17 protein-coding genes are annotated in these 23084 nt (G+C 62.8%); 7 read left to right on the forward strand and 10 right to left on the reverse strand.

The features are described 5' to 3' along the window. Positions 1-16: 16 nt before the first annotated feature. The 10 genes from H621_RS0125700 to H621_RS0125745 all read right to left on the reverse strand — a co-directional run bounded on the left by H621_RS0125700 (position 17) and on the right by H621_RS0125745 (position 13368). On the reverse strand, positions 17-976 hold the full coding sequence (locus H621_RS0125700; protein WP_028946132.1) for a lysylphosphatidylglycerol synthase domain-containing protein: 960 nt from the start codon (positions 974-976) through the stop codon (positions 17-19). Then, a complete protein-coding gene (gene clsB, locus H621_RS0125705) occupies positions 973-2184 on the reverse strand; it encodes a cardiolipin synthase ClsB (RefSeq protein ID WP_028946133.1) in 1212 nt (403 codons plus the stop codon). Before clsB ends, H621_RS0125700 begins: the two co-directional genes overlap by 4 nt. Then, positions 2181-2963 carry an endonuclease/exonuclease/phosphatase family protein gene (locus H621_RS0125710; RefSeq protein WP_036990403.1) on the reverse strand — a complete coding sequence of 261 codons (783 nt, stop codon included), beginning with the start codon at positions 2961-2963 and terminating at the stop codon, positions 2181-2183. Before H621_RS0125710 ends, clsB begins: the two co-directional genes overlap by 4 nt. Next, positions 2960-4597 (reverse strand): ATP-binding protein, encoded by a 1638-nt coding sequence (locus H621_RS0125715; RefSeq protein ID WP_028946135.1) that lies wholly within the window; start codon positions 4595-4597, stop codon positions 2960-2962. The genes H621_RS0125710 and H621_RS0125715 overlap by 4 nt, the downstream gene beginning before the upstream one ends. 120 nt (positions 4598-4717) lie before the next feature. Then, complete coding sequence (locus H621_RS0125720; protein ID WP_028946136.1) at positions 4718-5773, reverse strand: tetratricopeptide repeat protein; 1056 nt, start codon at positions 5771-5773, stop codon at positions 4718-4720. 201 nt (positions 5774-5974) lie between these two features. Then, on the reverse strand, positions 5975-7399 hold the full coding sequence (locus tag H621_RS0125725) for an efflux transporter outer membrane subunit (protein WP_028946137.1): 1425 nt from the start codon (positions 7397-7399) through the stop codon (positions 5975-5977). Next, positions 7396-10575, reverse strand: a complete 3180-nt coding sequence (locus tag H621_RS0125730; RefSeq protein ID WP_028946138.1) for an efflux RND transporter permease subunit — start codon at positions 10573-10575, stop codon at positions 7396-7398. Before H621_RS0125730 ends, H621_RS0125725 begins: the two co-directional genes overlap by 4 nt. Before the next feature lie 12 nt (positions 10576-10587). Next, positions 10588-11829, reverse strand: coding sequence for a multidrug efflux RND transporter periplasmic adaptor subunit MexE (mexE, locus tag H621_RS0125735; RefSeq protein ID WP_028946139.1), 1242 nt, complete (start codon positions 11827-11829; stop codon positions 10588-10590). 262 nt (positions 11830-12091) lie between these two features. After that, positions 12092-12388, reverse strand: a complete 297-nt coding sequence (locus tag H621_RS0125740) for a DUF4189 domain-containing protein (protein WP_028946140.1) — start codon at positions 12386-12388, stop codon at positions 12092-12094. A gap of 65 nt (positions 12389-12453) precedes the next feature. Then, positions 12454-13368 (reverse strand): LysR family transcriptional regulator, encoded by a 915-nt coding sequence (locus H621_RS0125745; RefSeq protein ID WP_028946141.1) that lies wholly within the window; start codon positions 13366-13368, stop codon positions 12454-12456. Between the two features lie 301 nt (positions 13369-13669). Here H621_RS0125745 and speB point away from each other — a divergent pair, with 301 nt between their 5' ends. The 7 genes from speB (at position 13670) to H621_RS0125780 (ending at position 22985) form a co-directional block, all read left to right on the forward strand. Then, positions 13670-14641 (forward strand): agmatinase, encoded by a 972-nt coding sequence (gene speB / locus H621_RS0125750; RefSeq protein ID WP_028946142.1) that lies wholly within the window; start codon positions 13670-13672, stop codon positions 14639-14641. A gap of 14 nt (positions 14642-14655) precedes the next feature. Continuing rightward, positions 14656-16164 (forward strand): aldehyde dehydrogenase family protein, encoded by a 1509-nt coding sequence (locus H621_RS0125755; RefSeq protein ID WP_028946143.1) that lies wholly within the window; start codon positions 14656-14658, stop codon positions 16162-16164. A 97-nt stretch (positions 16165-16261) separates the two neighbouring features. Next, positions 16262-16441 (forward strand): hypothetical protein, encoded by a 180-nt coding sequence (locus tag H621_RS0125760; protein WP_028946144.1) that lies wholly within the window; start codon positions 16262-16264, stop codon positions 16439-16441. After that, positions 16438-17907: a cytosine permease gene (locus tag H621_RS0125765; protein ID WP_028946145.1), complete on the forward strand. Its 1470-nt coding sequence runs from the start codon at positions 16438-16440 to the stop codon at positions 17905-17907. Before H621_RS0125760 ends, H621_RS0125765 begins: the two co-directional genes overlap by 4 nt. A gap of 4 nt (positions 17908-17911) precedes the next feature. Further along, positions 17912-19597 (forward strand): choline dehydrogenase, encoded by a 1686-nt coding sequence (gene betA, locus H621_RS0125770; RefSeq protein ID WP_028946146.1) that lies wholly within the window; start codon positions 17912-17914, stop codon positions 19595-19597. Positions 19598-19955: 358 nt separating this feature from the next. Then, positions 19956-21374, forward strand: coding sequence for a D-serine/D-alanine/glycine transporter (cycA, locus tag H621_RS0125775; protein WP_028946147.1), 1419 nt, complete (start codon positions 19956-19958; stop codon positions 21372-21374). Positions 21375-21455: 81 nt separating this feature from the next. Then, a complete protein-coding gene (locus H621_RS0125780; RefSeq protein WP_028946148.1) occupies positions 21456-22985 on the forward strand; it encodes a sigma-54-dependent transcriptional regulator in 1530 nt (509 codons plus the stop codon). Positions 22986-23084: the final 99 nt, after the last annotated feature.

Here is a 23084-nt window from a genome sequence, read left to right on the forward strand (position 1 = left end):
CCCCCGCCGCGCGTGCTCAGCCAGTGCTGCCTGAGCGCGCCCCTCGGGTGCGCTGACTGGCCAGGCGTTCGAGCACCAGGTAGACCAGGCCTGCCACCATCAACGGCAATAGGAAGTACACCGCCCGGTAGCCGATCAGTGCTGCCAGCAGGGTACCCTTGCTGAAGCTGCCTTGCAGCAGGGTAAGGAACACCGTTTCCAGTACACCCAGTCCCGCCGGTATATGGGTGATCACCCCAGCGATACTGCTGATCAACAACACCGCCAGGATCGTCGGATAACCGACCTTGTCCGGGAGCAGGCTGTACACCACCCAAGCCATCAGCGCCCAGTTGCAGGCGCCCATCACTGCCTGCAGTGCTGCCATCTTCAGCGATGGCAGGCTGATCTCGTGGCCGCGCAGTTGCCAGGTGCGACGCCGTGCAAAGCGGCAGGCCAGTAGATAGGCAGCGGCCAGCACCAGCAACAGCACACCGATCAGGCGCAGGCCGTTGCTGCCGATTTCGAGCCCCGCAGGCAAGCGCGGCAAACCGCAGACAAACAAGGCGCCGGCCAGGATGAAATAACCGAGCCAGTTGGTGACAAGCCCCAGGCTGAGAATCCTGGTGATGGTGGCCACCGGTAGGCCAAGACGCGAGTACAGGCGGTAGCGCAAGGCAATGGCTCCCACCCAGGCGCTGAGATTGAGGTTGAACGCATAGCACACGAAGGCCAGCGGCAGTACCTGGCGCGCCGGTAGCGAATGGCCGGTGTAGCGCCGTCCGATCAGATCGAAACAGCTGAACAGGGCAAAGCTGCAGGCGCTGACCAGTACAGCCAACGCCAGTGTCTGCCAGCGGTAGGCGACCAGGGCGTGGCGCACTTCCTGCCAGTCCAGATTCTTGAGCAAAGAGAACAGCAACACCGGCACCAGGATGAAGAACGCCAGGGTCAGGGCTTTTCGGGCGAGTTGCCAGCGCTTGCCGTGCATGTTCATGTCGTCTTGCCTGCGGGTTGATGATCGGCTGGCCAGGCCTTGAGGCGCAACACGTGTGCGGGTAGCCAGCCGACCATGGCCGGGAAGTGGCGGATAAAGTGAAAGCTCAGGAAGATCAGTGGCGCACGCCACCAGTAGCCGCGCAGGACACGCTGCAGGCTCACCGGTTTGCAGCGGTGTCTGCACAACTCCTGCAGGTGCTCGTGCAAACGCTCATTGAGGGCCTGGTCGTGGATCATCAGGTTGGCCTCGAGGTTCAACGACAAGCTCAAGGGGTCGAGGTTACTTGAGCCCACCGTTGACCAGTGGTGGTCGATCACGGCCACCTTGCCATGCAGCGGTCGTTCGCAGTACTCGAAGATCCGCACGCCGTCGCGCAGCAGGTAGTTGTACAGCAGGCGCGAACACAGGCGCACCAGCGGCATGTCCGGCATGCCTTGCAGCACCAGGGTGACCTTGACGCCGCGTCGGGCGGCATTGCGCAGGGTGCGCAGCAGGCGATAGCCGGGGAAGAAATAGGCATTGGCAATGATGATGCGCTCGCGCGCGGCGCCAATGGCCTTGAGGTAGTGGCGCTCGATGTCGTTGGGGTGGTCCAGGTTGTCGCGGATGCTCAAGGTCATGCTGGCCTGGGTGCTGTCGGCGGCCAGGGGCAGGGCGCGTTGCCACCAACGGTGGCTGCGACGCCGCAACTGGGCGGATTCGGCCAGCAACGTCAGGGTGGCCTGGCGCAAGTCGGCCACGATGGGGCCCCGGACTTGTACGGCGTAGTCCTGCTTGGCCATGGGGCCGAAGTCGGCCAGGTGATCGGCGCTGTAGTTAATGCCGCCGACAAAGCCGACCTCGCCGTCGATCACCAGGATCTTGCGGTGCAAGCGACGGAACAGGTTGGTGCGCATGCCCAGGCGTTTGGGACGTGGATCGAATGCCAGCAGCTGCACGCCGGCATCGTACAGGGCCTTGAGGTAATCGTGACTGAGGTCGGCGGTGCCATAGCCGTCAACCAGCATCTGTACCCGTACGCCACGGCGTGCGGCGTCGATCAGCAACTGCTGCAGTTGGCGGCCGACCTTGTCTTCGAAAATGATGAAGGTTTCCAGCAGGATCTCTTCGCGCGCCTGTTCAATGGCGGCGAAGGCACTGGGGAAATAGTCCTCGCCATTGATCAACAACCGGACCTGGTTATCGGTACGCCATTGCTCGTTCACCAGCGCACCTCCACGGCCAGGGGCAAGTGATCGGACAGGTGCGTCCAGGGTTTGCGGGCCATGACCTTGGGCGCATGGGCCCGAGCGTTGCGCAAGTAGATACGATCCAGGCACAGCAGCGGCCAACGGGCTGGAAAGCTGCGGGCCGGGCGACCATAGGCCTGGGTGAAGACTTCATGCAGGCCGCAGCCTGCCAGGGTTGCATCCGCACGCCGGCGCCAATCGTTGAAGTCGCCGGCAACAATGACCGGTGCCGTCGGGGGCAGGCTATCGAGCAGCTGACACAACAGGCGTACCTGTTGCTGGCGCTGGCGTTCGTCAAGGCCCAGGTGCACACAAATGGCGTGCAGCTCCATCGCGCCGGGCAGTGTCAGCACCGAGTGCAGCAAGCCACGTTGCTCACTGCCTTTGACACTCACGTCCAGATTGCTGTGGCGCACGATCGGGTACTTGGACAGCAGGGCGTTGCCGTGCTCGCCATCGGGATACACCGCATTGCGCCCGTAGGCGAACACCGGCCATAGGCTGTCGGCGAGAAACTCGTACTGCGGTACATCCGACCAGTTGCGGTGACGGCGCCCATGTCGACGGTGGCTGCCGAGCACTTCCTGGAGAAACACCAGGTCGGCATCTTCGCTGCGCACGGCTTCGCGCAGTTCGGGCAGTACATAGTGACGATTCAGGGCGCTGAAGCCCTTGTGGACGTTTACCGTCAGCACCCGCACATGGTCTACGGCCGGGGCCGCAGCCAGCGATTCCTTGGGCTGCGCCTGACTCATGGTGGGGACACCTTGCCCAGCATCTGCGTGACCTTGGCTGCCAGTTGGGAAAATGCGAAGGGCTTGCTGATCATCTGCATCCCGGGGTCCAGAAAACCGCCCCGGGCGAGGGCGTTCTCGGCATAGCCGGTGATAAACAGCACTCTGAGGCCCGGGCGCAGCTTGCGGGCGATCTCGGCCAGTTGCCGTCCATTCATGCCCGGCAGGCCGACATCGCTGACCAGAAGCATTACTGCAGCATCGGAGCGCAACAGCGCCAGGGCTGCATTGGCGGTGTCCACAGCAACACAGGGGTAGCCGTGTTCCTCAAGGGCCTGCTGTACCAATATGCGTACCGTGGCATCGTCTTCGACGATCAGTACCTTGCCGCCCGGTTCCTTGTTCACCAAGGGGGCTGGCGTGGGCTTGCCTGCTGGAGACTGCGGTTCGTCCGGGCGGGGCAGATAGAGGTCGACCCGCGTGCCATGGCCAATCTGGCTGAAGAGGGCGACATGCCCCCGCGACTGTTTACTGAAGCCGTACACCATCGAGAGCCCCAGGCCCGTGCCCTGGCCGATGGGCTTGGTGGTGTAGAACGGATCGAAGGCGCGGTCCAGTGTGCTTTGCGGCATGCCGCAGCCATTGTCGGCGATGCTCAGGCGTACATAGTCACCGGCGGGCAGGGCGTGGCCACCAAACTGGGTACCATCGAGGTGTTGATTGCTGGCCCTGATGGTCAATTCGCCGCCGTTGGGCATGGCATCGCGGGCGTTCTGCAACAGGTTGTTGACGACCTCTTGCAATTGCAGCGGGTCGACCTGGACGGGCCACAACTGCGGTTCGCACTCGACCGTCAAGGTAGTGTGCTGGCCCAGCAATGACGTGAGCCGCTCGCTGTGCAGCAGGTCAGGCAGTTGCACCGTGTGGGCATCGAGCGACTGTCGGCTGGAGAATGCCAGCAGGCTATGGGTCATGCTGGCGGCACGGCGCACGGCCTGTTGGCTCAGTTCAAGCAGTGTGGGCAACGCATCGAAGCGGCCCTGCTGCAGGCGTTTGCCGATCAGCTCCAGGCTACCGCCAATACCGGTGAGCAGATTGTTGAAGTCGTGGGCAACGCCACCGGCCAACTGGCCGATGGCTTCCATCTTCTGCGCCTGGCGCAGGTATTGCTCGTCTTCGCGCAGCTGGCGCAACTGTTCTTCCACCCGGCTTTGCAGGCCACTCAGCGCCAGCCCGTGACTTCGGGCCTGGTATTGGCGGCGACGGGCGCGCAATGAGGATTGCGTCAAGGCCAGCAACGAGCCGGGGTCGAACGGGCAGGGCAGCAAGAACAGGTTGCCCAGGGCGCTGTGGGTGTCCTGGGCGGGAGGGTGTTGCGAGTCGCTCGGGCCGGTCAGCAAGACCACGGGCAGATCCGACCAGTCCGGTTGCTGGCCAATGTACTGGTGCAGGGGGGATTGGGTGCTGCCATCCAGGGCACTGTCAGCAACGATGGCCAGCCCGGCACCTTGCCCCAGCGCAGACCCCAGTTCGTCCATGGTTTGCGCGGCCAGGGTCTCGATACCCGCCTTGTCGAGCAGGTCGAAGGCCAACCGGCTCAACTGGGCGGGTGCCAGAATCAGCGCTCGTTCTCCGTAGGGCATTGAATCGGCCACAGGGATCTCCTTTGACAGGGCACAGGCAGCCGCCGCGGTTGCGGTTATTTCGCTGCACTATCACTGGACCACAGGGGCGATGAGGGGGTTCAACCGAAATGCCCGATGGTTGCGGGCTGTCTACAGGCCCTGTTGCACCAGTGGGTCATCGGGATTCAACTGCTCGAGCTGGGCCAGCAGGATCTGGACATTCTGCAACTGACCGGTTTCTTTCCAGTACTCGATCAGCAGCACCCGGGCCTTGCGGTTGGCCGGGTCGTGGACAAGGATGGTTTCCAGCTGCTTCTGCGCGGCATCCACTTGTTCGAGCTGGTGCAGGCTGGTGGCCAGGGTGTAGCGGTAGTCGTTGTTGTCGGGTTCAAGCTCCAGGGCGCGGGCGAACGCCAGCAGGGCATATTCGTCCTGGCCGTGCCGCAGCAGCCAGCGGCCGAGTTCGTGCTGCAGGAAGGCGGAGTCCGGTCGTTGTTGCAACGCCTTGGCCAGCACCTGGCGCGAGGCGTCGGTCTGCCCCTGGCGCTCCAGCAGTTCTACCTGGGTGGCCAGGGCCTGCAGGTTTTCAGGGTCCAGCTGCAGGGCACGGTCCAACGCGCCGGCGGCCTCCTGGTAGCTGTTGTCATGAAGGTACAGTCGGGCCAGGTGAAGTTGCGCCGCGGTATCGTCGGCTTTTTGCGCCAGCGCTTGCTGGTAACGCACCAGGGCATGCTGCAGCGGGCCGAAGTACAGGCCGATTTCGTCCGGGCCGAGGCCCAGCAGGGCATCGACCACGGCAAAGCGCACACTTTGATCTTCATCGTCGAGCATGGGGCCAAGCACCAGGCTGCGCTGGGCCCCGGGCAGCATCGCCTGAATACTGGCGATAGCGGCGCGGCGCACCAACGGGTCGTCATGCTGCACGTCGCGGCTGGCCAGCTTCAGCGCCAGTGGCGAGGGGTAGTTGGGTAATTCGGCATACAGGCTTGCACGGCGAATGGCCGAAAGGTCGCTGCGCCCCAGCTGTTGATACAGCACCCTGGCCGCGCCGGGCTGGCCGTTGTGGGCCATGGCCAGTGCCTTGGTATAGCTGTGCTTGAGTGTTGGGGCTGGCGCCGGCGAGTCGTCACGCCAGAAATACCCCCCAAGGCCCAGGATAACGAGCAGGACCAGGCTGGCGAGGGCGTATTGGCGTTGTTTCGACATGGATGGATCCGGGACACGCGGCGAACAAAGGTGTCAGCTTGTGTCAGTGGGCGGCTGGCGTCAAATCAGCGGTGCCAACCGTGTGGCCACAGCTTGGCGGCAATGGCGACCCAAGCACAGGGCCCTGGCACAAAAAAGCCCCGCGAGCGGCAGCAGGCGGGGCAAAGGGCCGGTCAGAAACCAACCAAAGGAGACGTTGAATCAGTTCACGGCAGCGACGCTTTCAGCCTGCCAGCCACCACCCAGGGCCTTGTAGATGGCGACGATGCCGCGGTACAGGTCGACCTCGCCCTGGGCCTGTGCATCTTCGGCGCTCAGCCGTTCACGCTCGGCGTCGAGCAGTACCAGGTAATCCACAGTGCCTTCGCGGTAGCGGATCGAGGCAAGGTCGGCGGCCTTGCGGCTGGCTTCGCTCTGGCGCAGCAGGGCCAGCAGGCGTTGCTGGCGCTTGCTGTAGTCGCTGAAGGCGTTCTCTGACTCTTCAAGGGCCAGCAGCACCTGCTGCTCGTAGTTGGCCAGCGCGCCCTCGGCATCGGCATTGGCGCCGCGCAGGCGTGCCCGCACGCTACCCAGGTCAAAGGCCGCCCAGGTAATGCTCGGGCCCAGGGCCCAGGCTTGTGCGGCAGACGACCCCAGTTGCGAGCCACGGGCGGCGGTAAAACCGAGGAACCCGCTCAGGCTGACCCGTGGGAACAGGTCGGCGGTGGCCACGCCAATGTTGGCGGTGGCTGCTGCCAGCTGGCGCTCGGCGCTGCGGATGTCGGGGCGGCGCTTGAGCAGCTCGCCCGGATCACCAACCGGCAGCGCCTTGGCGATGGCCGGTAGCTGCGCGGGCGACAGGTCGACGCCCAGGGCGTCGGGGCGCTGGCCCAGCAAGGTAGCGATACGATTGCGTGCGCGTACCTGTTCGGCCTGCAACTGCGGTACGGTGGCTTCCACTTCCGCCAGGCGTGCATCGGCACGCACCACGTCGAGGTCGTTGCCTACTCCTGCATCGCGCAGGGTTTCGGTGATGCCACGCGAATCCTGCTGGGTCTTGAGGTTGGCCAGGGCAATTTTCTCGCGCAGTTGCGCACCGCGCAGTTGCCCGTAGGCATCCACCAGTTCGGCGATCAGGCTGACCTGCAGTTGTTGCAAGTCGGCCTGGGCGGCGTCCTGCTGGGCCTCACTGGCCTCCAGCTGGCGCTGGATGCGGCCGAACAGGTCAAGCTCCCAGGCCATGTCCAGGCCCAGGTCATAGCGCTCGCTATTGACCCGATCCTCGGTCTGGCCCGGAATCTGCCCCTTGCCCAGCTCACTGCTGGCCCGGCTGGTGACGGTGGGCAAGGCGTCATTGCTGACATCGTCGCGAATCGCCCGGGCGGCCTTGAGGCGGGCAAAGGCCACGCGCAGTTCCCGGTTGCCCTGCAGCGACTGGCTGACCAGTTGGTTGAGCACCGGGTCGTCAAACTGCTTCCACCAGATGCTTTCAAAGCGGCTGCGGTCGAAAGCGGTTTTGGCGCTTGGCTCGTTGGCAGCGGTCAATTGCGCCGCCGCGGTGTCCGGGGTCTTGTAGTCCGGGCCGACGGCGCAGGCCGCCAGCGCCAGCACCAGTAGGCTGGGTGCCATCAATTTCAGGTGGTTCATGCGTGGCTCTCCAGCTTCAGCACACGGGCCGCCTTGCGGGCCTGGCTGCGTTCGACATAACGGCGGATCAGTACAAAGAACACAGGCGTCAGCAGCAGGCCGAAGAAGGTCACCCCGATCATCCCGGAGAACACCGCCACACCCATGGCATGACGCATTTCGGCACCGGCACCGGAGGAGAACACCAGCGGTACCACACCCATGATGAAGGCAATCGAGGTCATCAGGATCGGCCGCAGGCGCAGGCGGCAGGCTTCCAGCACCGCAGCCAGCGGGTCGAGGCCTTCGGCCTGCTTGTCCTTGGCAAACTCGACGATCAGGATGGCGTTCTTGCACGCCAGCCCCACCAGTACGATCAGGCCGATCTGGGTGAAGATGTTGTTGTCACCGCCCGACAGGATCACCCCAGTGATCGCCGAGAGCAGGGTCATCGGCACAATCAGGATCACTGCCAGTGGCAGGCTCCAGCTTTCGTACTGGGCCGCCAGCACCAGGAAGGCCAGTAGTACGCAGAGCGGGAACACGAACAGCGCGGTGTTGCCGGCCAGGATCTGCTGGTAGGTCAGTTCGGTCCATTCAAAGGTCATGCCGTTGGGCAATTCTTCCTTGAGCAGTTTCTCGATGGCCTGTTCCGCCTGGCCGGAGCTGTAGCCCGGGGCTGCGGCGCCGTTGATCTCGGCGGTAATAAAGCCGTTGTAGTGCATCACGCGGTCAGGCCCGGAGGTATCGCTGACCTTGATGAAGGTCGCCAGCGGGATCATCTCGCCCTGGTTGTTGCGCACCTTCAACTGGCCGATCTGCTCGGCGTCGAGACGGAACTGCTGTTCGGCTTGGACGTTGACCTGGTAGGTGCGGCCAAAACGGTTGAAGTCGTTGGCGTACAGCGAACCCAGGTAGATCTGCAGGGTGTCGAAGATATCGCTGATGGCCACACCATGGGTCTTGGCCTTTTCCCGGTCGATGGCGGCATCGACCTGCGGCACGTTGACCTGGTAGCTGGTGAACAACCCGGCCAGCTCCGGCACGTTTTGGCTCTTGGCGATGATGTTCTGGGTTTCCTTGTACAGCGCTTCGTAACCCAGGTTGCCACGGTCCTCGATCTGCAGGCGGAAACCACCGATTGTGCCCAGCCCTTGTACGGGTGGCGGCGGGAAGATAGCAATATAGGCTTCCTGGATATCGGCGTACTGCGCGTTCAGTGTGGCGGCAATCGCCGCAGCCGACTGGCTGGGGTCCTTGCGCTGGTCGAACGACTTGAGCGAGACGAATACGATGCCGCTGTTGGGGCTGTTGGTGAACCCATTGATCGAGAGCCCCGGGAATGCGATGGAGTCGGCGACACCGGGTTGCTTCAGGGCAGCCTCGCTCATCTTCTTGATCACCGCCTCGGTGCGGTCGAGGCTGGCCGCGTCCGGCAACTGGGCGAAGGCCACCAGGTACTGCTTGTCTTGCGCCGGCACGAAACCGGTCGGCGTCGAAGAGAAGCCCAGCCAGGTCATGACGATCAGGCCGCCGTACACGAACAGGGCGATGCCGCTGCTGCGGATGACCCGGCCGACGGCGCCGACATAGCTGTGGCTGGCACGGTCGAAGAAGCGGTTGAACGGGCCGAACAACCAGCCACCGAACAGGCGCTCCAGCATCCGGGAGAAACGGTCCTTGGGCGCGTGGTGTTCCTTGAGCAGTACCGCTGCTAGCGCAGGCGACAGGGTCAGCGAGTTGAAGGCCGAGATCACCGTCGAAATGGCGATGGTCAGGGCGAACTGCTTGTAGAACTGCCCGGTAAGGCCGGAAATGAAGGCTGCCGGCACGAACACGGCGCACAGCACCAGGGCCGTGGCGATGATCGGCCCGGTCACTTCGCCCATGGCCTTTTGCGTGGCTTCCAGGGGTTTTAGCCCCAGGCCGATATTACGCTCGACGTTTTCCACTACCACGATGGCGTCGTCCACCACGATGCCGATGGCCAGCACCAGGCCGAACAGCGACAGGGCGTTGAGAGAGAAACCGAACAGGTGCATTACCGCGAAGGTACCGATCAGCGAAACCGGTACAGCCACCAGCGGAATGATCGAGGCGCGCCAGGTCTGCAGAAACAGGATCACTACCAGTACTACCAGCACCAGGGCTTCGAACAGGGTGTGGACCACCGCCTCGATGGAGCCGCGCACGAACACGGTCGGGTCATAGACGATGCTGTAGTCCATGCCTTCGGGGAAGTCCTTCTTCAGCTCGGCCATTTTCGAGCGCACTTCATCGGAGATCTCGATGGCATTGGAGCCCGGGCGCTGGAAGATCGGGATGGCCACGGCCGGCTGGTTGTTGAGCAAGGAGCGCAGGGCGTACTGGCTCGATCCCAATTCGACCCGGGCGATGTCCTTGAGGCGGGTAATTTCGCCATCGGCGCCGGAGCGGATGATGATGTTCTCGAATTCTTCTTCACTGACCAGGCGGCCCTGAGTGTTCACCGACAACTGGAAGCTGGTGCTGCCGGGCGCGGGTGGGGCGCCGAGCTGGCCGGCGGCCACTTGGCGGTTCTGCTCGCGGATGGCGGCGACCACGTCGCTGGCAGTGAGGTTGCGCGAAGCGGTCTTGTTCGGGTCCAGCCATACCCGCAGGGAGTAATCGCCCATGCCGAACAGTTGCACATCGCCGACACCGCCCAGGCGTGCCAGTTCGTCCTTGATATTGAGAATGGCGTAGTTGGACAGGTAGAGCATGTCGTAGCGGTTATCGGGCGAGGTCAGGTGCACGACCATGGTCAGGTCGGGCGAGGCCTTGTCGACGGTGATACCGATACGGGTGACTTCCTCGGGCAGCTTGGGCTGGGTTCGGGTCACGCGGTTCTGCACCTGCACCTGGGCGTTGTCCAGGTCGGTGCCCAGGGCGAAGGTGATGGTCAGGGTCAGCTTGCCGTCAGCGGTGGACTGCGAGGACATGTACAACATGTTCTCAACGCCGGTGATGGCCTGCTCCAACGGCGCTGCGACGGTTTCGCCGATCACCTTCGGGTTGGCACCGGGGAAGTTGGCCCGCACGACAACGGTGGGCGGTACCACTTCCGGGTATTCGCTGATCGGCAGCTGGAACAGCGAGATGCTGCCGGCAATCAGAATCAGCAGCGACAGCACCGCGGCGAAGATCGGCCGGGTAATAAAGAACGTGGAAAAATTCATCGGACCGATTCCTTAACCGCGCGGTGCCGAGGCACTGGCGAGCTTGACGGTGGCAGGGGCAGCAGGTTTGCCCGGGTTGCTGGCTTCCAGCGCCTGGCGTTGCTGGGCGAGGGCGGCGATGGTCGCTTCGCTGGCCATCGGGGTGTCCTGCGGGTCGACTGGTGAGCCTGGGCGTACACGCTGCAGGCCCTTGACCACGATGCGGTCCTCTTTGCTCAGGCCGCTGCGCACGATACGCAGGCCCTCGAGCTTGGGACCCAATTCGACGGCGCGATAGGCGGCGTTGTTGTCTTTGTCCATCACCAGCACGAACTTCTTGCCAAGGTCGGTGCCCACGGCTTCGTCGTTGATCAACACCGCCGAGTAGGTGGCGCTGCCCACCAGCTTGAGGCGCGCATACAGGCCGGGGGTGAACTCGCCGTTGCTGTTGTCGAACACCGCGCGGCCCCGGATGGTGCCGGTCTTGGGGTTGACCTGGTTGTCGACGAAGTTCATCTGGCCCAGGTGCGGATTGCCGGTTTCGTTGGACAGGCCCAGGTACACCGGGGTGCTCTGGCCGCGCTGACCGTCGCGGGCCAGCTGGGTGTACTTGAGGTATACGCGCTCGTCGGCATCGAAGTAGGCGTAGACCTTGTCGGTGGATACCACACTGGTCAGTGGGGTGACGTCGGCGGTGACGATATTGCCGGCGGTGAACTGGGCGCGGCTGACCTGGCCACTGATCGGCGCGGTGACGCGGGTAAAGCTGAGGTTCAGACGAGCCAGGTCCAATTGGGCCTGGATGGCGGCGACACCGGCGCGGGCTTCGGCGGCTGCGCTGGTGCGCGACTCGGCAAGCTCGGCGGAGATGGCGTTGCTGGTACGCAAGCGCTCACCGCGGCGTGCTTCGTTTTCACTGCGGCTTGCTGTAGCGCGGGCTTGCTGCAACTGGGCTTCAAGGCGGCGGACCTCGGCCTGGAATGGGCGCGGGTCGATCTGGAACAGCAGATCGCCTTTCTTGACCTGGGCGCCTTCGGTAAAGGCGACCAAGTCGACCTGGCCGGAGACGCGTGGCCGCACTTCTACCGTTTCGGGTGCCTCAAGGCGACCGGTGAACTCGTCCCATTCGTTGATCGGTTGCTCCAGCACCTTGGCCACGCTGACCTTGGTCGCCGTCGGGGCCTGAACGGCCTCTGGGGTGCGACCACAGGCACTCATCACCAGTACTGCCAATAGAGCCAGGGGGTATCGCAAAGGTTTGAGTGACTGTTCCATGGGGTAATCCGCCAATTTATTGAGAATGGGCGGATTCTGCGATTTGTAACTATTAACAACGAATCGAACGGGGCGAAGGTAACTATCACTGGGAATGATAGGAACCGGAATGGAGCTGCCTGAACCACGACTGCTGCGCAGCCTATCGCAGCCTCGTACCTCGGCAGCGGTTACGGCAAACCGCTGTAGCCGCTGGCGCCAGCCTGCGATCGGCCGCGCAGCGGTCGTGCCTTCAGGACCATTGCGCTGGCGACTGCTGCGCTTACTTGCACTCGGCCAATACCACCTTGCAGGTGCGTGGCGTACCACCCGAGCGCCCGGCATAGCGTATGCAGTTGTTGAGCGATTTTTGTCGGGCAATGGGCAGGGTGTTGCCCCAGGCCAGGCCGCCCTCGCCGGCAGTGGGCACGGCTTTGGCGTAGCAGGCCGAACCTGCGTTGGCCGCCAGGTAGCGGGCCTTGGGTGGTTTGCTGGAGCAGCCTGCCGTCAATGCAAGGCTGATGGCGAGCAGGGAGGGGATCAGCAGTGACGAGCCGCTGAGTGACGGGTGGAAGGTCATGCTGTGTCCTCTTTGCAAGGCCCGTGTCTGCACAGGGTAGAGCTGAGTGTAACTGCTCAGTGCGTTCAGGCGTGCCCAGGCTGCTGCGTGCAGGCGTTCAGGTCTTCGAGGAACGCGCGCAGTATCGGTGGTGGCGTTACGCCGCGACGGGTAATGACGTCGAACGGTGATGTCAGGTCCAGTGTGCTGGCGCCCAGGCGGCGCATTTCTCCAGTCTTGACCCACTGCTCGGCGAAATGTACGGGGAGGAAGCCGATATACGCACCGGAGATGATCAGGATCGCCGCCGCCTCGATGTTCTCGACGGTGGCCGCGGCCTTGGTCATGCCCAGTTGCTCCAGATCGTACTCATGCATGTAGCCACGCACGACGATACGGCAGGCGCGAACTTCTTCGAGCAGGCGGCCGTTCGATGCTTTGCTGGCGTGCAGCGGATGGCGACGGCCACAGTAGAGTCCCAGGGCTTCGTTGTAGAGGGGCAGATAGGACAGCCCCGATACGCGCAGGGGGAAGTGACCGATGGCCAGGTGCAGGCGACCGTCGAGCACACGCTCCTCCAGCTCGGCAGGGGCACCGATGTAGATGTGCAGGTGGGCGTCGTGGCCGCGCGAGACAAAGCGCTGGGTGGTACGAGGCAACGGCGAGTCGGGGTCGGTCAGGGTGGAGTCGATGATGCCCAGGTTGAGTTTGCCGCTGATGTGCTGCTTGAGGACGTCGGCGTCCAGGCAGAAGCTCTCGACCGCGCTAAGCAGGCGCACGGTGGCCTCATGGATGGCCACGCCTTGCTCGGTCAGACGAAAGCCACTGCGCCCGCGTTGGCACAGCTTGACCCCCAAACGGGTTTCCAGGTGGGTCATCTGTTCGCTGATCGTCGACTGACCGGCATTCAGCGCGGCCTGCGCCGCGGAAAAGCCACCGCACCTGACGATGGTGGTGAAAACCCTGAGCAATTTAAGGTCGACATCGTGGAGCTGAATCACCATCGCCTCCCGACTGGGCATCACATCGTGACAGCTGATATGAACGCACCGGCTTTGTTGTTTTTTTCAAGCTAACCACGCGCATGGGTCGACCGCAATGCCTGGTTTCTGAAAATGCACCGGGTACCAGTGTGGGTGATTTGCCGATAACCCTCATTCATTCGAATACTTCGGATTCGCCGATGTATGCATCTGCACTTGCGGATTTTTCCATGTCTGGCCTGCCGCCATAGTGGTTGCAACGGAGGTCGAGCAGTCGCCCCGTCTCCTGACCAGAACAATAACGTGGAGAAACTCGAACATGGCAAAGCACGGTTATGAATCCGGCCGTCTGAACCTGCCCTTCGTGGGCCATTGCACCTTCGCCAAGTCGCCCATTTGCACAGATTGGGCAGCCATTGATGCCGACGTGGCGATCCTTGGCGCGCCCAACGACATGGGGACCCAATGGCGATCTGGGGCACGCTTCGGACCACGCGGTATCCGCGAGGCCTCGACGCTGTTCTCGTTCGGCCATGCCGGTGCCTACGACTTTGAAGATGACGCCACCTACCTGACCGATGACCAGTTGCGCATGGTCGATGTCGGCGATGCCGATATCGTTCACACCGACATGGCCACCAGCAATGCCAATATCGAGGCGGCTGTGCGCCAGATCCTCGCGGCAGGTGCCATGCCGGTGGTCCTGGGCGGTGACCACTCGATCCACGCCCCGGTGATCAAGGCCTTTGAAGGTCGCGGGCCGATCCACATCGTGCATTTCGATGCGCACCTGGACTTTGTCGATGAGCGCCACGGTGTCCGCTACGGCCACGGTAGCCCGCTGCGCCGCGCTTCGGAGCTGGATCATATCGTTGGCATGACCCAGATGGGCATCCGCAACGTGTCTTCCTCCAATCGCGACGACTACGATGCTGCCCGCGAAGCCGGGTCACAGATCCTCTCGGTGCGCGATGTGCGGCGCCTGGGCTGCGAAGGGGTGATGGCGAAGATCCCCGAGGGGCGTGATTACTACATCACCATCGACATCGACGGTTTCGACCCGTCCATTGCCCCCGGCACGGGGACGCCGAGTCATGGCGGTTTCTATTACTACGAAGTGCTGGAAATCATCCAGGCGTTGGCCCGACGCAGCCAGGGCCGGATCGTCGGCATGGACCTGGTGGAAGTGGCGCCGGCCTACGATCCGGCGGGGGTCACCTCGATCCTGGCGGCGCAACTGCTGATGAATAGCATCGGTTTCATCTTCCACGCGCGCGCCAATGCCCGCTGATCCGGAGAATTCCCGTGGACAACAAGGTAAAAGCCTACCTGCAGGCCTTCGGCGTTTCCGAGGCGACCCAACGATTTCTCTCCAAGCCCCAGCGCATGTTCATCGACGGTGCCTGGCTCGAGGCGAGTGACGGCGCCAGTGCCGAGGTCATCGAGCCTTCCACCGAGGGTGTGCTGGCGCGAATCCCGATGGGCACCGGCGAAGACCTCGACCGTGCGGTGCGTGCCGCCCGCGCGCAGTTCGACGGCGGCCCCTGGAGCCAGCTCAAGCCGTTGGAGCGTGAACGTCTGATTCATCGACTGGCTGATCTGATCGACGCCAATGCCGAGGAACTTGCACAGATCGAATCCATCGACATGGGCAAGTCGGTCGTCCAGGCGCGTGCCGTGGATATCCAGGGCACGGTCGATACGCTGCGCTACTTTGCCGGCTGGGCCAGCAAGATTCACGGCCGTACCGTCGAACCCTCGCTGCCAGGCAACTACCTGGCCTACACCCGCAAAGAAGCGGTGGGCGTGGTAGGGGCCATCGTGCCCTGGAACTTCCCGTTGCAGACCATGGCCTGGAAGCTCGGTGCGGCCCTGGCGACCGGCTGCACGGTGGTGGTCAAACCGGCTGAGTTGACCTCGTTGTCCGCCTTGCGCTTCGCCGAGCTGGTCCAGGCGGCAGGGATTCCCGATGGCGTGCTGAACATCGTTACCGGGCGCGGCAGTGTGGTGGGCACGGCGATGTCCAGCCATCCGGGCATCGACAAGCTGAGCTTCACTGGCTCCACGCCGGTGGGGTGCTCGGTGGGCAAGGCGGCGATGGATCAGATGAAGCGTCTGACACTCGAGCTCGGTGGCAAGTCGCCGGTGATCGTCTTCGCCGATGCCGATATCGAGGCGGCGGCCGAGGCGGTCGCCAACGGCGTATTCTTCAACTCGGGGCAGGTGTGCGATGCGGGGACCCGCGCTTATGTCGAGCGCAGTATCTATCCGGCGTTCCTCGAAGCGCTGGCCAGGTACACGGCTACCTTGAAGATTGCCCCGGGCCTGGACCCGGACTGCTTCATCAGCCCCATGGTGTCGCGTCAGCAACAGCAGCGGGTGCTGGATTACATCGCCTTGGGCAAGGCCGAAGGGGCGCAGCTGTATTACGGTGGTGAACCGCTCGAGGGCCCTGGTTTCTTCGTGCAGCCGACGATCTTTGCTGACTGCAACAACGCCATGCGTATCGTGCGCGAAGAGATTTTCGGGCCGGTGCTGGTGACCATGCCTTTCGACAGTCAGGAACAGGCCCTGGCCCTGGCCAACGATTCCGCGTTCGGCCTGGCAGCGGCGATTTACTCCAATGACCTGGGCAGGGTCCACGGATTGATTCCGCAATTGCGTGCCGGAACCGTATACGTCAATGCCCACAGCACACTTGACCCCTCCATGCCGTTCGGTGGCTACAAACAATCGGGCTATGGCAAGGATATGGGCGCCGAACAACTGGAGTTCTTGCTGGAGACCAAGGCGGTCTGGATCACCTTGCCCTGAGGAACAGGGCAAGCCTGCGCCGCTGATGGTTGGCGGGCGGCGCGGGCTTTTCACATGCATCGTATTTCAAGAACAAGAACCTATCGAGGTGATGCCCATGAACAGCCAAGTGGATGTAGAGCGTGCGCAAGACCTGGACAGGCGCATACGCGCCTATGAAGAACTGGAGAGGAGGGCCGACTGGCCCGGGGCGCTGAGTGCCGGCGATTTCGTCGCACTGGCACTGCTGACGCTGGTGATGGTTGCCGGTGCCTACTTTGTGGGAGGCCATCCATGAACCCGTCCAGAGAGCAGGAATTTCGCCTCGGTGCCGAGCGTGGCGATACGCCGTTGCTGCCCAATGAGCGGGTGTGGGGCTTCTGGGGCTTCGCCTATGCCAACTCGGCGTTGGCTGTGGCCACCTGGGTGTTTTTGATCGGCGGTGCGACAGCGCTGTTTGTCGGGCCTTTGCAGGGCATCAGTGCGATCGTCATCGGTAACATCATCGGCGTGATTCTCGCAGCGTCTTCCACCTGCCTGCCGTGCGGCAAGTACGGTGTCGAGCAGTTCACTTACTTGCGCAGCATGTTCGGCCTCAACGGCAGCCGCCTGGTCTACATACTGGCTGTGGTCGTGCTGACCATGGGCTGGCTGGCGGTGCTGGGGCTGATGTGCGGGCGGGCACTGGATAACCTGGAGACCCTGGTGCAGCACAACCAGCCTGACGGCGACGGCTGGCTGGTGACGGCGGGCGCCTTGCTGGCCATCGTCCTTGCGGCGCTGGTCGCCATGCGCGGGCCGGACATGATCCGTCGGTTGAGCGCAGTGATCGCGCCCAGCCTGATCCTGATCATGCTGGCGCTGATGTACTTCATTTCCCAACGCTTCAGCTTCGCCGAACTGCTGGCCATGCCGCCATTGCAGCCGCCCTTTGCCGATCAGCGCATCAACTTCATGATCGCCGTGGAAATCAATATCGCAGCCGGGTTCTCCTGGTGGCCGTACATCGGCAACCTGTCGCGGTTGTGCAGTAACCAGCGTACTGCGTTCTGGCCCAACCTGGTGGGCATCTTCGGCGCCGCTGCACTGGGCGAAACCGTCAGCCTGTTCGCCGCCTCCACCCTGGGCAGCAGCGACCCTACCACCTGGATGCGCCTGGCCGGTGGCGTGGGGTTCGGCGTGGTGGCGCTGGGCTTCCTGGCGCTGGCCAACTTGACCGGTATGGTCAATATCCTCTACACGGCGGTCATCGGCCTGCGACAACTGGCAGGGGAGCGCTTGCGCAGCGTGCGCTGGGGGGCACTGATCGGGTTGTTCTGCGTGATTCCGGTCATCATCGTGCTGTGCTTTCCGGGCATCTACGACGGCTTCTTCATCTTTCTGGTATGGACCTCTGCGCTGAACAGTGCGCTGGCGGGGATCGGCATTGCCGATTACTTCTTCCTGCGTCACCAGCGCGTGAACCTGCGCCATGTCTATGCCGCGCAAGGCGCATCACCCGTGCGTTTCTGCGGGGGGTTCAACCCTATCGCATTGCTGGCGCTGGTGGCGGGATTCGCAATCTACGTGGTGGTGTTCAACCCGCAGACGCTGGCCTACACCAACTTCTTCACCTTCGCTACGGCATCGCTGCCGTCCTGCCTGCTGGCGGGGCTGGTTCACTACGGCCTGACCCGGCTGCTGGCAACGCGACTGGGCTGGGGCGGTTATCCCAAGGGCAATGAACGCAACATCGAGGCCCCAGGCTTCGGCGCAAAGGACTAAAACCATGAACAAGCATTATGACTACATCATCATCGGTGCAGGCTCTGCCGGCTGCGTTCTGGCCAACCGCCTGACCGAGGACGCCGGTACTTCGGTGCTGGTCCTGGAATTTGGCGGCAGCGACCGCAGTGTGCTGATCCAGATGCCCAGCGCCTTTTCATTACCGATGAATACCAAGAAGTACAACTGGCGCTACGAGACCGTCGCCGAACAGCACCTGGACGGTCGGCGCCTGCACTGCCCACGAGGCAAGGTGCTCGGTGGATCCTCCTCGATCAACGGCCTGGTCTACATCCGTGGCCACGCCTGTGATTTCGACGAATGGGAGAGCCTGGGCGCGAAAAACTGGGGCTATCGCAATTGCCTGCCCTATTTCAAGCGTGCCGAGACCTACAAGTTCGGTGGTGATGACTATCGCGGCGGCGCGGGGCCGCTGGCCACCAACAACGGCAACAACATGCAGAACCCGTTGTACGGCGCCTGGGTGGAAGCCGGTGCCGAGGCGGGCTATATCAAGACCGACGATTGCAATGGCTACATGCAGGAAGGCTTTGGGGCCATGCATATGACGGTGAAGGACGGTGTGCGCTGGTCCACCGCCAACGCCTACCTGCGCCCGGCCATGTCCCGCCCCAACCTGACCGTTGTCACCCATGCGATGACCCGGCGCATTCTCCTCGACGGCAAGCGTGCGGTGGGCGTGGAGTACGACGAAGGTGGCGTGACCCACAAGGTCTATTGCAACCGCGAGGTGCTGGTATCGTCCGGGCCGATCGGTTCGCCGCATCTGTTGCAGCGCTCTGGCATCGGTCCGCAAGCGGTGCTTGAAAAAGCCGGAATCGAGGTACGCCACCACCTGCCCGGGGTTGGCGAGAACCTTCAGGACCATTCGGAAATCTACATCCAGTACGCTTGCAAGGAGCCGGTGACGCTCAACGGCAAGATGAACCTGCTGGGCAAGGCGCTGATCGGTCTGCGCTGGCTGCTGTTCAAAGACGGCCTGGGTGCCAGCAACCACTTCGAGGCGGGTGGGTTCATTCGCTCGTCCAAGGGGCTGCGTTGGCCGGACATCCAGTTTCACTTCCTGCCGGCAGCCATGCGCTACGACGGTGACAAACCATTCAAGGGGCATGGATTCATGGTGCTGACCGGGCCCAACAAGCCCAAGAGCCGTGGCCATGTACGGGCGCTGTCGGCGGACCCTTATCAGCACCCGGAAATCCGCTTCAACTACCTGGAAAGTGAAGAGGATCGCGAGGGCTTCCGCCGCTGCGTGCGCCTGACGCGGGAAATCATCGCCCAGCCGGCCATGGACCGGTTCCGCGGCGAGGAGCTGGCGCCGGGGCCGCAGGTACAGACCGATGAACAGATCGACGCGTTCGTGCGTGCCAACATGGAAAGCACCATGCACCCCTGCGGCTCCTGCCGCATGGGCGAGGATGACATGGCCGTAGTCGATTCCTCACTGCGCGTACGTGGCCTGCAGGGGCTGCGGGTGATCGATTCTTCGGTGTTCCCCAGCGAGCCGAATGGCAACCTCAATGCACCGACGATCATGCTCGCCGAACGTGCCGCAGACCTGGTGCGCGGGCGCGAGCCCCTGGCGGCGGCCAATGTTCAGGTAGGCCTGGTCGAAGGGTGGGAGAAAGAGCAGCGCAGTCGTGCGCCCAAGCGCAAGGTGCGCGCCTGATCGCTATCGCCAGCGGCTACAAGCCCCGTAGTCGCTGGCGATAGCCTGCGATCGGCCGCGCAGCGGTCGTGCTCAGCCAACACCTGCCCAACCAAGGCGGACTGAATGCGTTCCATTGGAACGAAACCGCTACAGTGACCCCGAGCGCAGGGTTTATGACGCTTCAGCTCCGCTGGGATGCCTGAATATCCACTTTTCATGGAGTGACTTCATTACACCCGATCACTGCAACCCCGAATAAAACCACGCATTTTCGCTTGGCATAGACCTTGCTCTTTCATGAGGACTCAGCCGCACGGACTGAGGTGTTTGAACTTGTGACGTTATAAAAACAATTAAACTAGCAAGGTAAAGCCTAATGAAAAAAACACTACCGGGTCCGCCTGACAGCGAAGCGCACGCACTCCAACGAAATCTCTCCAACCGGCATATCCAACTGATCGCCATCGGCGGTGCCATCGGTACCGGCCTGTTCATGGGCTCTGGCAAGACCATCAGCCTGGCTGGGCCCTCGATCATCTTTGTCTACATGGTCATCGGCTTCATGTTGTTCTTTGTCATGCGGGCAATGGGCGAGTTGCTGTTGTCCAATCTCAACTACAAGTCGTTCATCGACTTCTCCGCTGATCTCCTCGGACCCTGGGCAGGATTTTTCACCGGCTGGACCTATTGGTTCTGCTGGATAGTGACCGGTATTGCCGATGTAATCGCGATCTCTGCCTATTCACAGTTCTGGTTCCCGGATATCCCGCAATGGTTGCCGGCACTGAGTTGTGTTGGCCTGTTGCTTTCGCTCAACCTGCTGACGGTGAAGATGTTCGGTGAACTGGAATTCTGGTTTGCCATGATCAAGATCGTGGCCATCTGTGCCTTGGTCTGCACCGGCCTTTACATGGTGGTCGCGGCCTATCAGTCGCCGACTGGCAACGTCGCGTCGCTGGCCAACCTGTGGAATGACGGGGGCATGTTTCCCCATGGCGCCATGGGCTTCTTCGCCGGTTTCCAGATCGCGATCTTTGCCTTTGCCGGGATCGAACTGGTAGGGACCACGGCGGCAGAAACCAAAAACCCCGAGCGCAATCTGCCCCGGGCGATCAACTCGATTCCGCTACGCATCATCGTTTTCTATGTATTTGCGCTGATCGCAATCATGGCGGTTACGCCGTGGCGTGATGTCGTTGCCAACAAGAGCCCCTTCGTCGAGTTGTTCGTGCTGGCTGGGCTGCCGGCGGCTGCCGGGATCATCAACTTCGTGGTGCTTACCTCTGCCGCCTCTTCGGCAAACAGTGGCGTCTTTTCCACCAGCCGCATGCTCTACGGCCTGGCGGTGGATGGTGATGCGCCCGGCAAGTTCAAGGCATTGTCCAGCCGCGCCGTGCCCTCCAATGGCCTGATTTTTTCCTGTGTCTGCCTGTCGGTCGGGGCGCTGGTGATCTACCTGGTGCCGAACATGCTCGATGCCTTCACTCTGATCACCACGGTGTCGGCGATCCTGTTCATGTGTGTCTGGTCGATGATCCTGTTGTCTTACCTGGCGTACCGCAAACAGCGTGACCACCTGCACCGCGCCTCGAAGTACCGGATGCCGGGTGGCATCTTCATGAGCTGGGCCTGCCTGGTGTTCTTCGTTGCCATGCTGGTCTTGCTGGCGCTGGAAGACGACACCCGCAAAGCATTGGTGTTCGTGCCAGTGTGGTTCGTGATCCTCGGCCTGGCCTACCGGTCGATCCGCCAGAAAAAGACGGAGGGCGTGCAGTTGTCCTACGACGCGGATTGATCACTGTATCCAGGAATTCACTCGGGGGGACAGCACAAGCGGGCTGTCCCCCCGTCGTCTTTGCACCACGAGGGAGTCGTCATGCGCATCCACGTCACTTTCATTGACCGCGTTGGCATCACCCAGGAGATCCTGGCATTGCTAGGCGCGCGGAACCTCAACCTGGACGCGGTGGAGATGATTCCGCCCAACGTCTATATCGATGCACCCGCGTTGTCACAGGTTGTGCTGGACGAGCTTAACGACGCCTTGCTGCGGGTGATCGGAGTCCAGGCAGTGGAGCTCGTAGACTTTCTCCCCGGTCAGCGTCGGCACCTGCAGTTGGACGCTTTGTTGGCCGCGATGAGTGATCCGGTACTGGCGGTGGACCCTTGTGGCCACGTGCTGTTGGCCAATCCCACGCTGGTCAGCCTGGTGGGCCGCGAGCCGGCTGGAGAGCCGCTGTCCAGGCTATTCGCCGAGCCCGACCTGGCGCAGACCCTGATTACCAAGGGCTTTCGCCTGCCCATGTGCGAGGTGAGTTTGCAGGGCCAGGCGCTGTTGCTCGAAGCCACGCCCATCAGTGGCGGGGCGGATGCCTTGGTGGGTGGCCTGCTGACGCTGTATCCGCCAAGCCGCATTGGTGAGCGCCTGGCTTCGCTGTTGCACGATCATGCCGAAGGGGTGCAGGCGCTGCTGGGCGACTCGGCACCGCTCAAGGAACTCAAGGCGCGCCTGCACAAAGTGGCGAGTCTGGAGGCACCGTTGTTGATCCAGGGCGAAACCGGGACGGGCAAAGAACTGGTGGCGCGTGCCTGCCATGCATTGAGCGCGCGTCGCGATGCGTCCTTCCTGGCTTTGAACTGCGCGGCCTTGCCGGAGAGCCTGGCCGAGAGCGAGTTGTTTGGCTACGCCGCCGGCGCTTTCACCGGCGCCCAGCGTGGCGGTAAGCCGGGCCTGTTGGAACTGGCCGACGGCGGCACTGTGTTCCTGGATGAAGTCGGTGAGATGTCTCCCTACCTGCAGGCCAAGTTGCTGCGATTTCTCAGTGACGGCAGCTTTCGCCGGGTCGGTGGCGGCGGCGAGGTGCGGGTGAATGTACGGGTGGTCTGCGCAACGCACCGGCACCTGGAAAGCATGGTGGTCGAAGGCACCTTTCGGGAAGACCTCTATTACCGCCTCAACGTGCTCAATGTGATGGTGCCGCCGTTGCGTGAGCGCGGACGGGACATACTCATGCTGGCCGAGCATTTCCTGCGTCAGGCCTGCACACAGATACAGCGTTCGCCGTGCCGACTGGCACTGGCTACCCATCCACTGCTGCTGGGCAATCGCTGGGCGGGCAACGTGCGTCAGTTGCAGAACGTGATTTTCCGTGCAGCCGCCATCAGTGAGGGGGAGGTGATCGACTGCGATGATCTGGAACTGGCAGGTACAGCCCTGAACAACCTGCAGCCCGATGCCCCGCAAGTCACCAGCCTGGAAGCGGCCGTGCAGGACTTCGAGAAGTCGCTGCTGGAGACGATGTACGCGGCCTATCCCTCGACCCGGTTGCTGGCGGTGCGGCTGCAGACGTCCCACACGGCCATCGGCCAGCGCTTGCGCAAGTACGGCATCGCCAGCCGGGTCTGATGCCCGACCTGGATTGGATACGCTCCACTGGAGTGATTGTGCTCCAGTCGGGCGTACGCCGCGGCTTCATTGGCCCACCCCGTGTGGGCTGGCTGCCGG

This window comes from Pseudomonas vranovensis DSM 16006 (genome assembly GCF_000425805.1).
GTDB lineage: Bacteria > Pseudomonadota > Gammaproteobacteria > Pseudomonadales > Pseudomonadaceae > Aquipseudomonas > Aquipseudomonas vranovensis.

What these genes read in the sequence shown, in the direction of transcription:
- H621_RS0125700 (WP_028946132.1), bottom strand. Translation starts at nt 976, where the DNA reads ATGAACATGCACGGCAAGCGCTGGCAACTCGCCCGAAAAGCCCTGACC.
- H621_RS0125710 (WP_036990403.1), bottom strand. Translation starts at nt 2,963, where the DNA reads ATGAGTCAGGCGCAGCCCAAGGAATCGCTGGCTGCGGCCCCGGCCGTA.
- H621_RS0125720 (WP_028946136.1), bottom strand. Translation starts at nt 5,773, where the DNA reads ATGTCGAAACAACGCCAATACGCCCTCGCCAGCCTGGTCCTGCTCGTT.
- H621_RS0125725 (WP_028946137.1), bottom strand. Translation starts at nt 7,399, where the DNA reads ATGAACCACCTGAAATTGATGGCACCCAGCCTACTGGTGCTGGCGCTG.
- H621_RS0125730 (WP_028946138.1), bottom strand. Translation starts at nt 10,575, where the DNA reads ATGAATTTTTCCACGTTCTTTATTACCCGGCCGATCTTCGCCGCGGTG.
- mexE (WP_028946139.1), bottom strand. Translation starts at nt 11,829, where the DNA reads ATGGAACAGTCACTCAAACCTTTGCGATACCCCCTGGCTCTATTGGCA.
- H621_RS0125740 (WP_028946140.1), bottom strand. Translation starts at nt 12,388, where the DNA reads ATGACCTTCCACCCGTCACTCAGCGGCTCGTCACTGCTGATCCCCTCC.
- speB (WP_028946142.1), top strand. Translation starts at nt 13,670, where the DNA reads ATGGCAAAGCACGGTTATGAATCCGGCCGTCTGAACCTGCCCTTCGTG.
- H621_RS0125760 (WP_028946144.1), top strand. Translation starts at nt 16,262, where the DNA reads ATGAACAGCCAAGTGGATGTAGAGCGTGCGCAAGACCTGGACAGGCGC.
- H621_RS0125765 (WP_028946145.1), top strand. Translation starts at nt 16,438, where the DNA reads ATGAACCCGTCCAGAGAGCAGGAATTTCGCCTCGGTGCCGAGCGTGGC.
- betA (WP_028946146.1), top strand. Translation starts at nt 17,912, where the DNA reads ATGAACAAGCATTATGACTACATCATCATCGGTGCAGGCTCTGCCGGC.
- cycA (WP_028946147.1), top strand. Translation starts at nt 19,956, where the DNA reads ATGAAAAAAACACTACCGGGTCCGCCTGACAGCGAAGCGCACGCACTC.
- H621_RS0125780 (WP_028946148.1), top strand. Translation starts at nt 21,456, where the DNA reads ATGCGCATCCACGTCACTTTCATTGACCGCGTTGGCATCACCCAGGAG.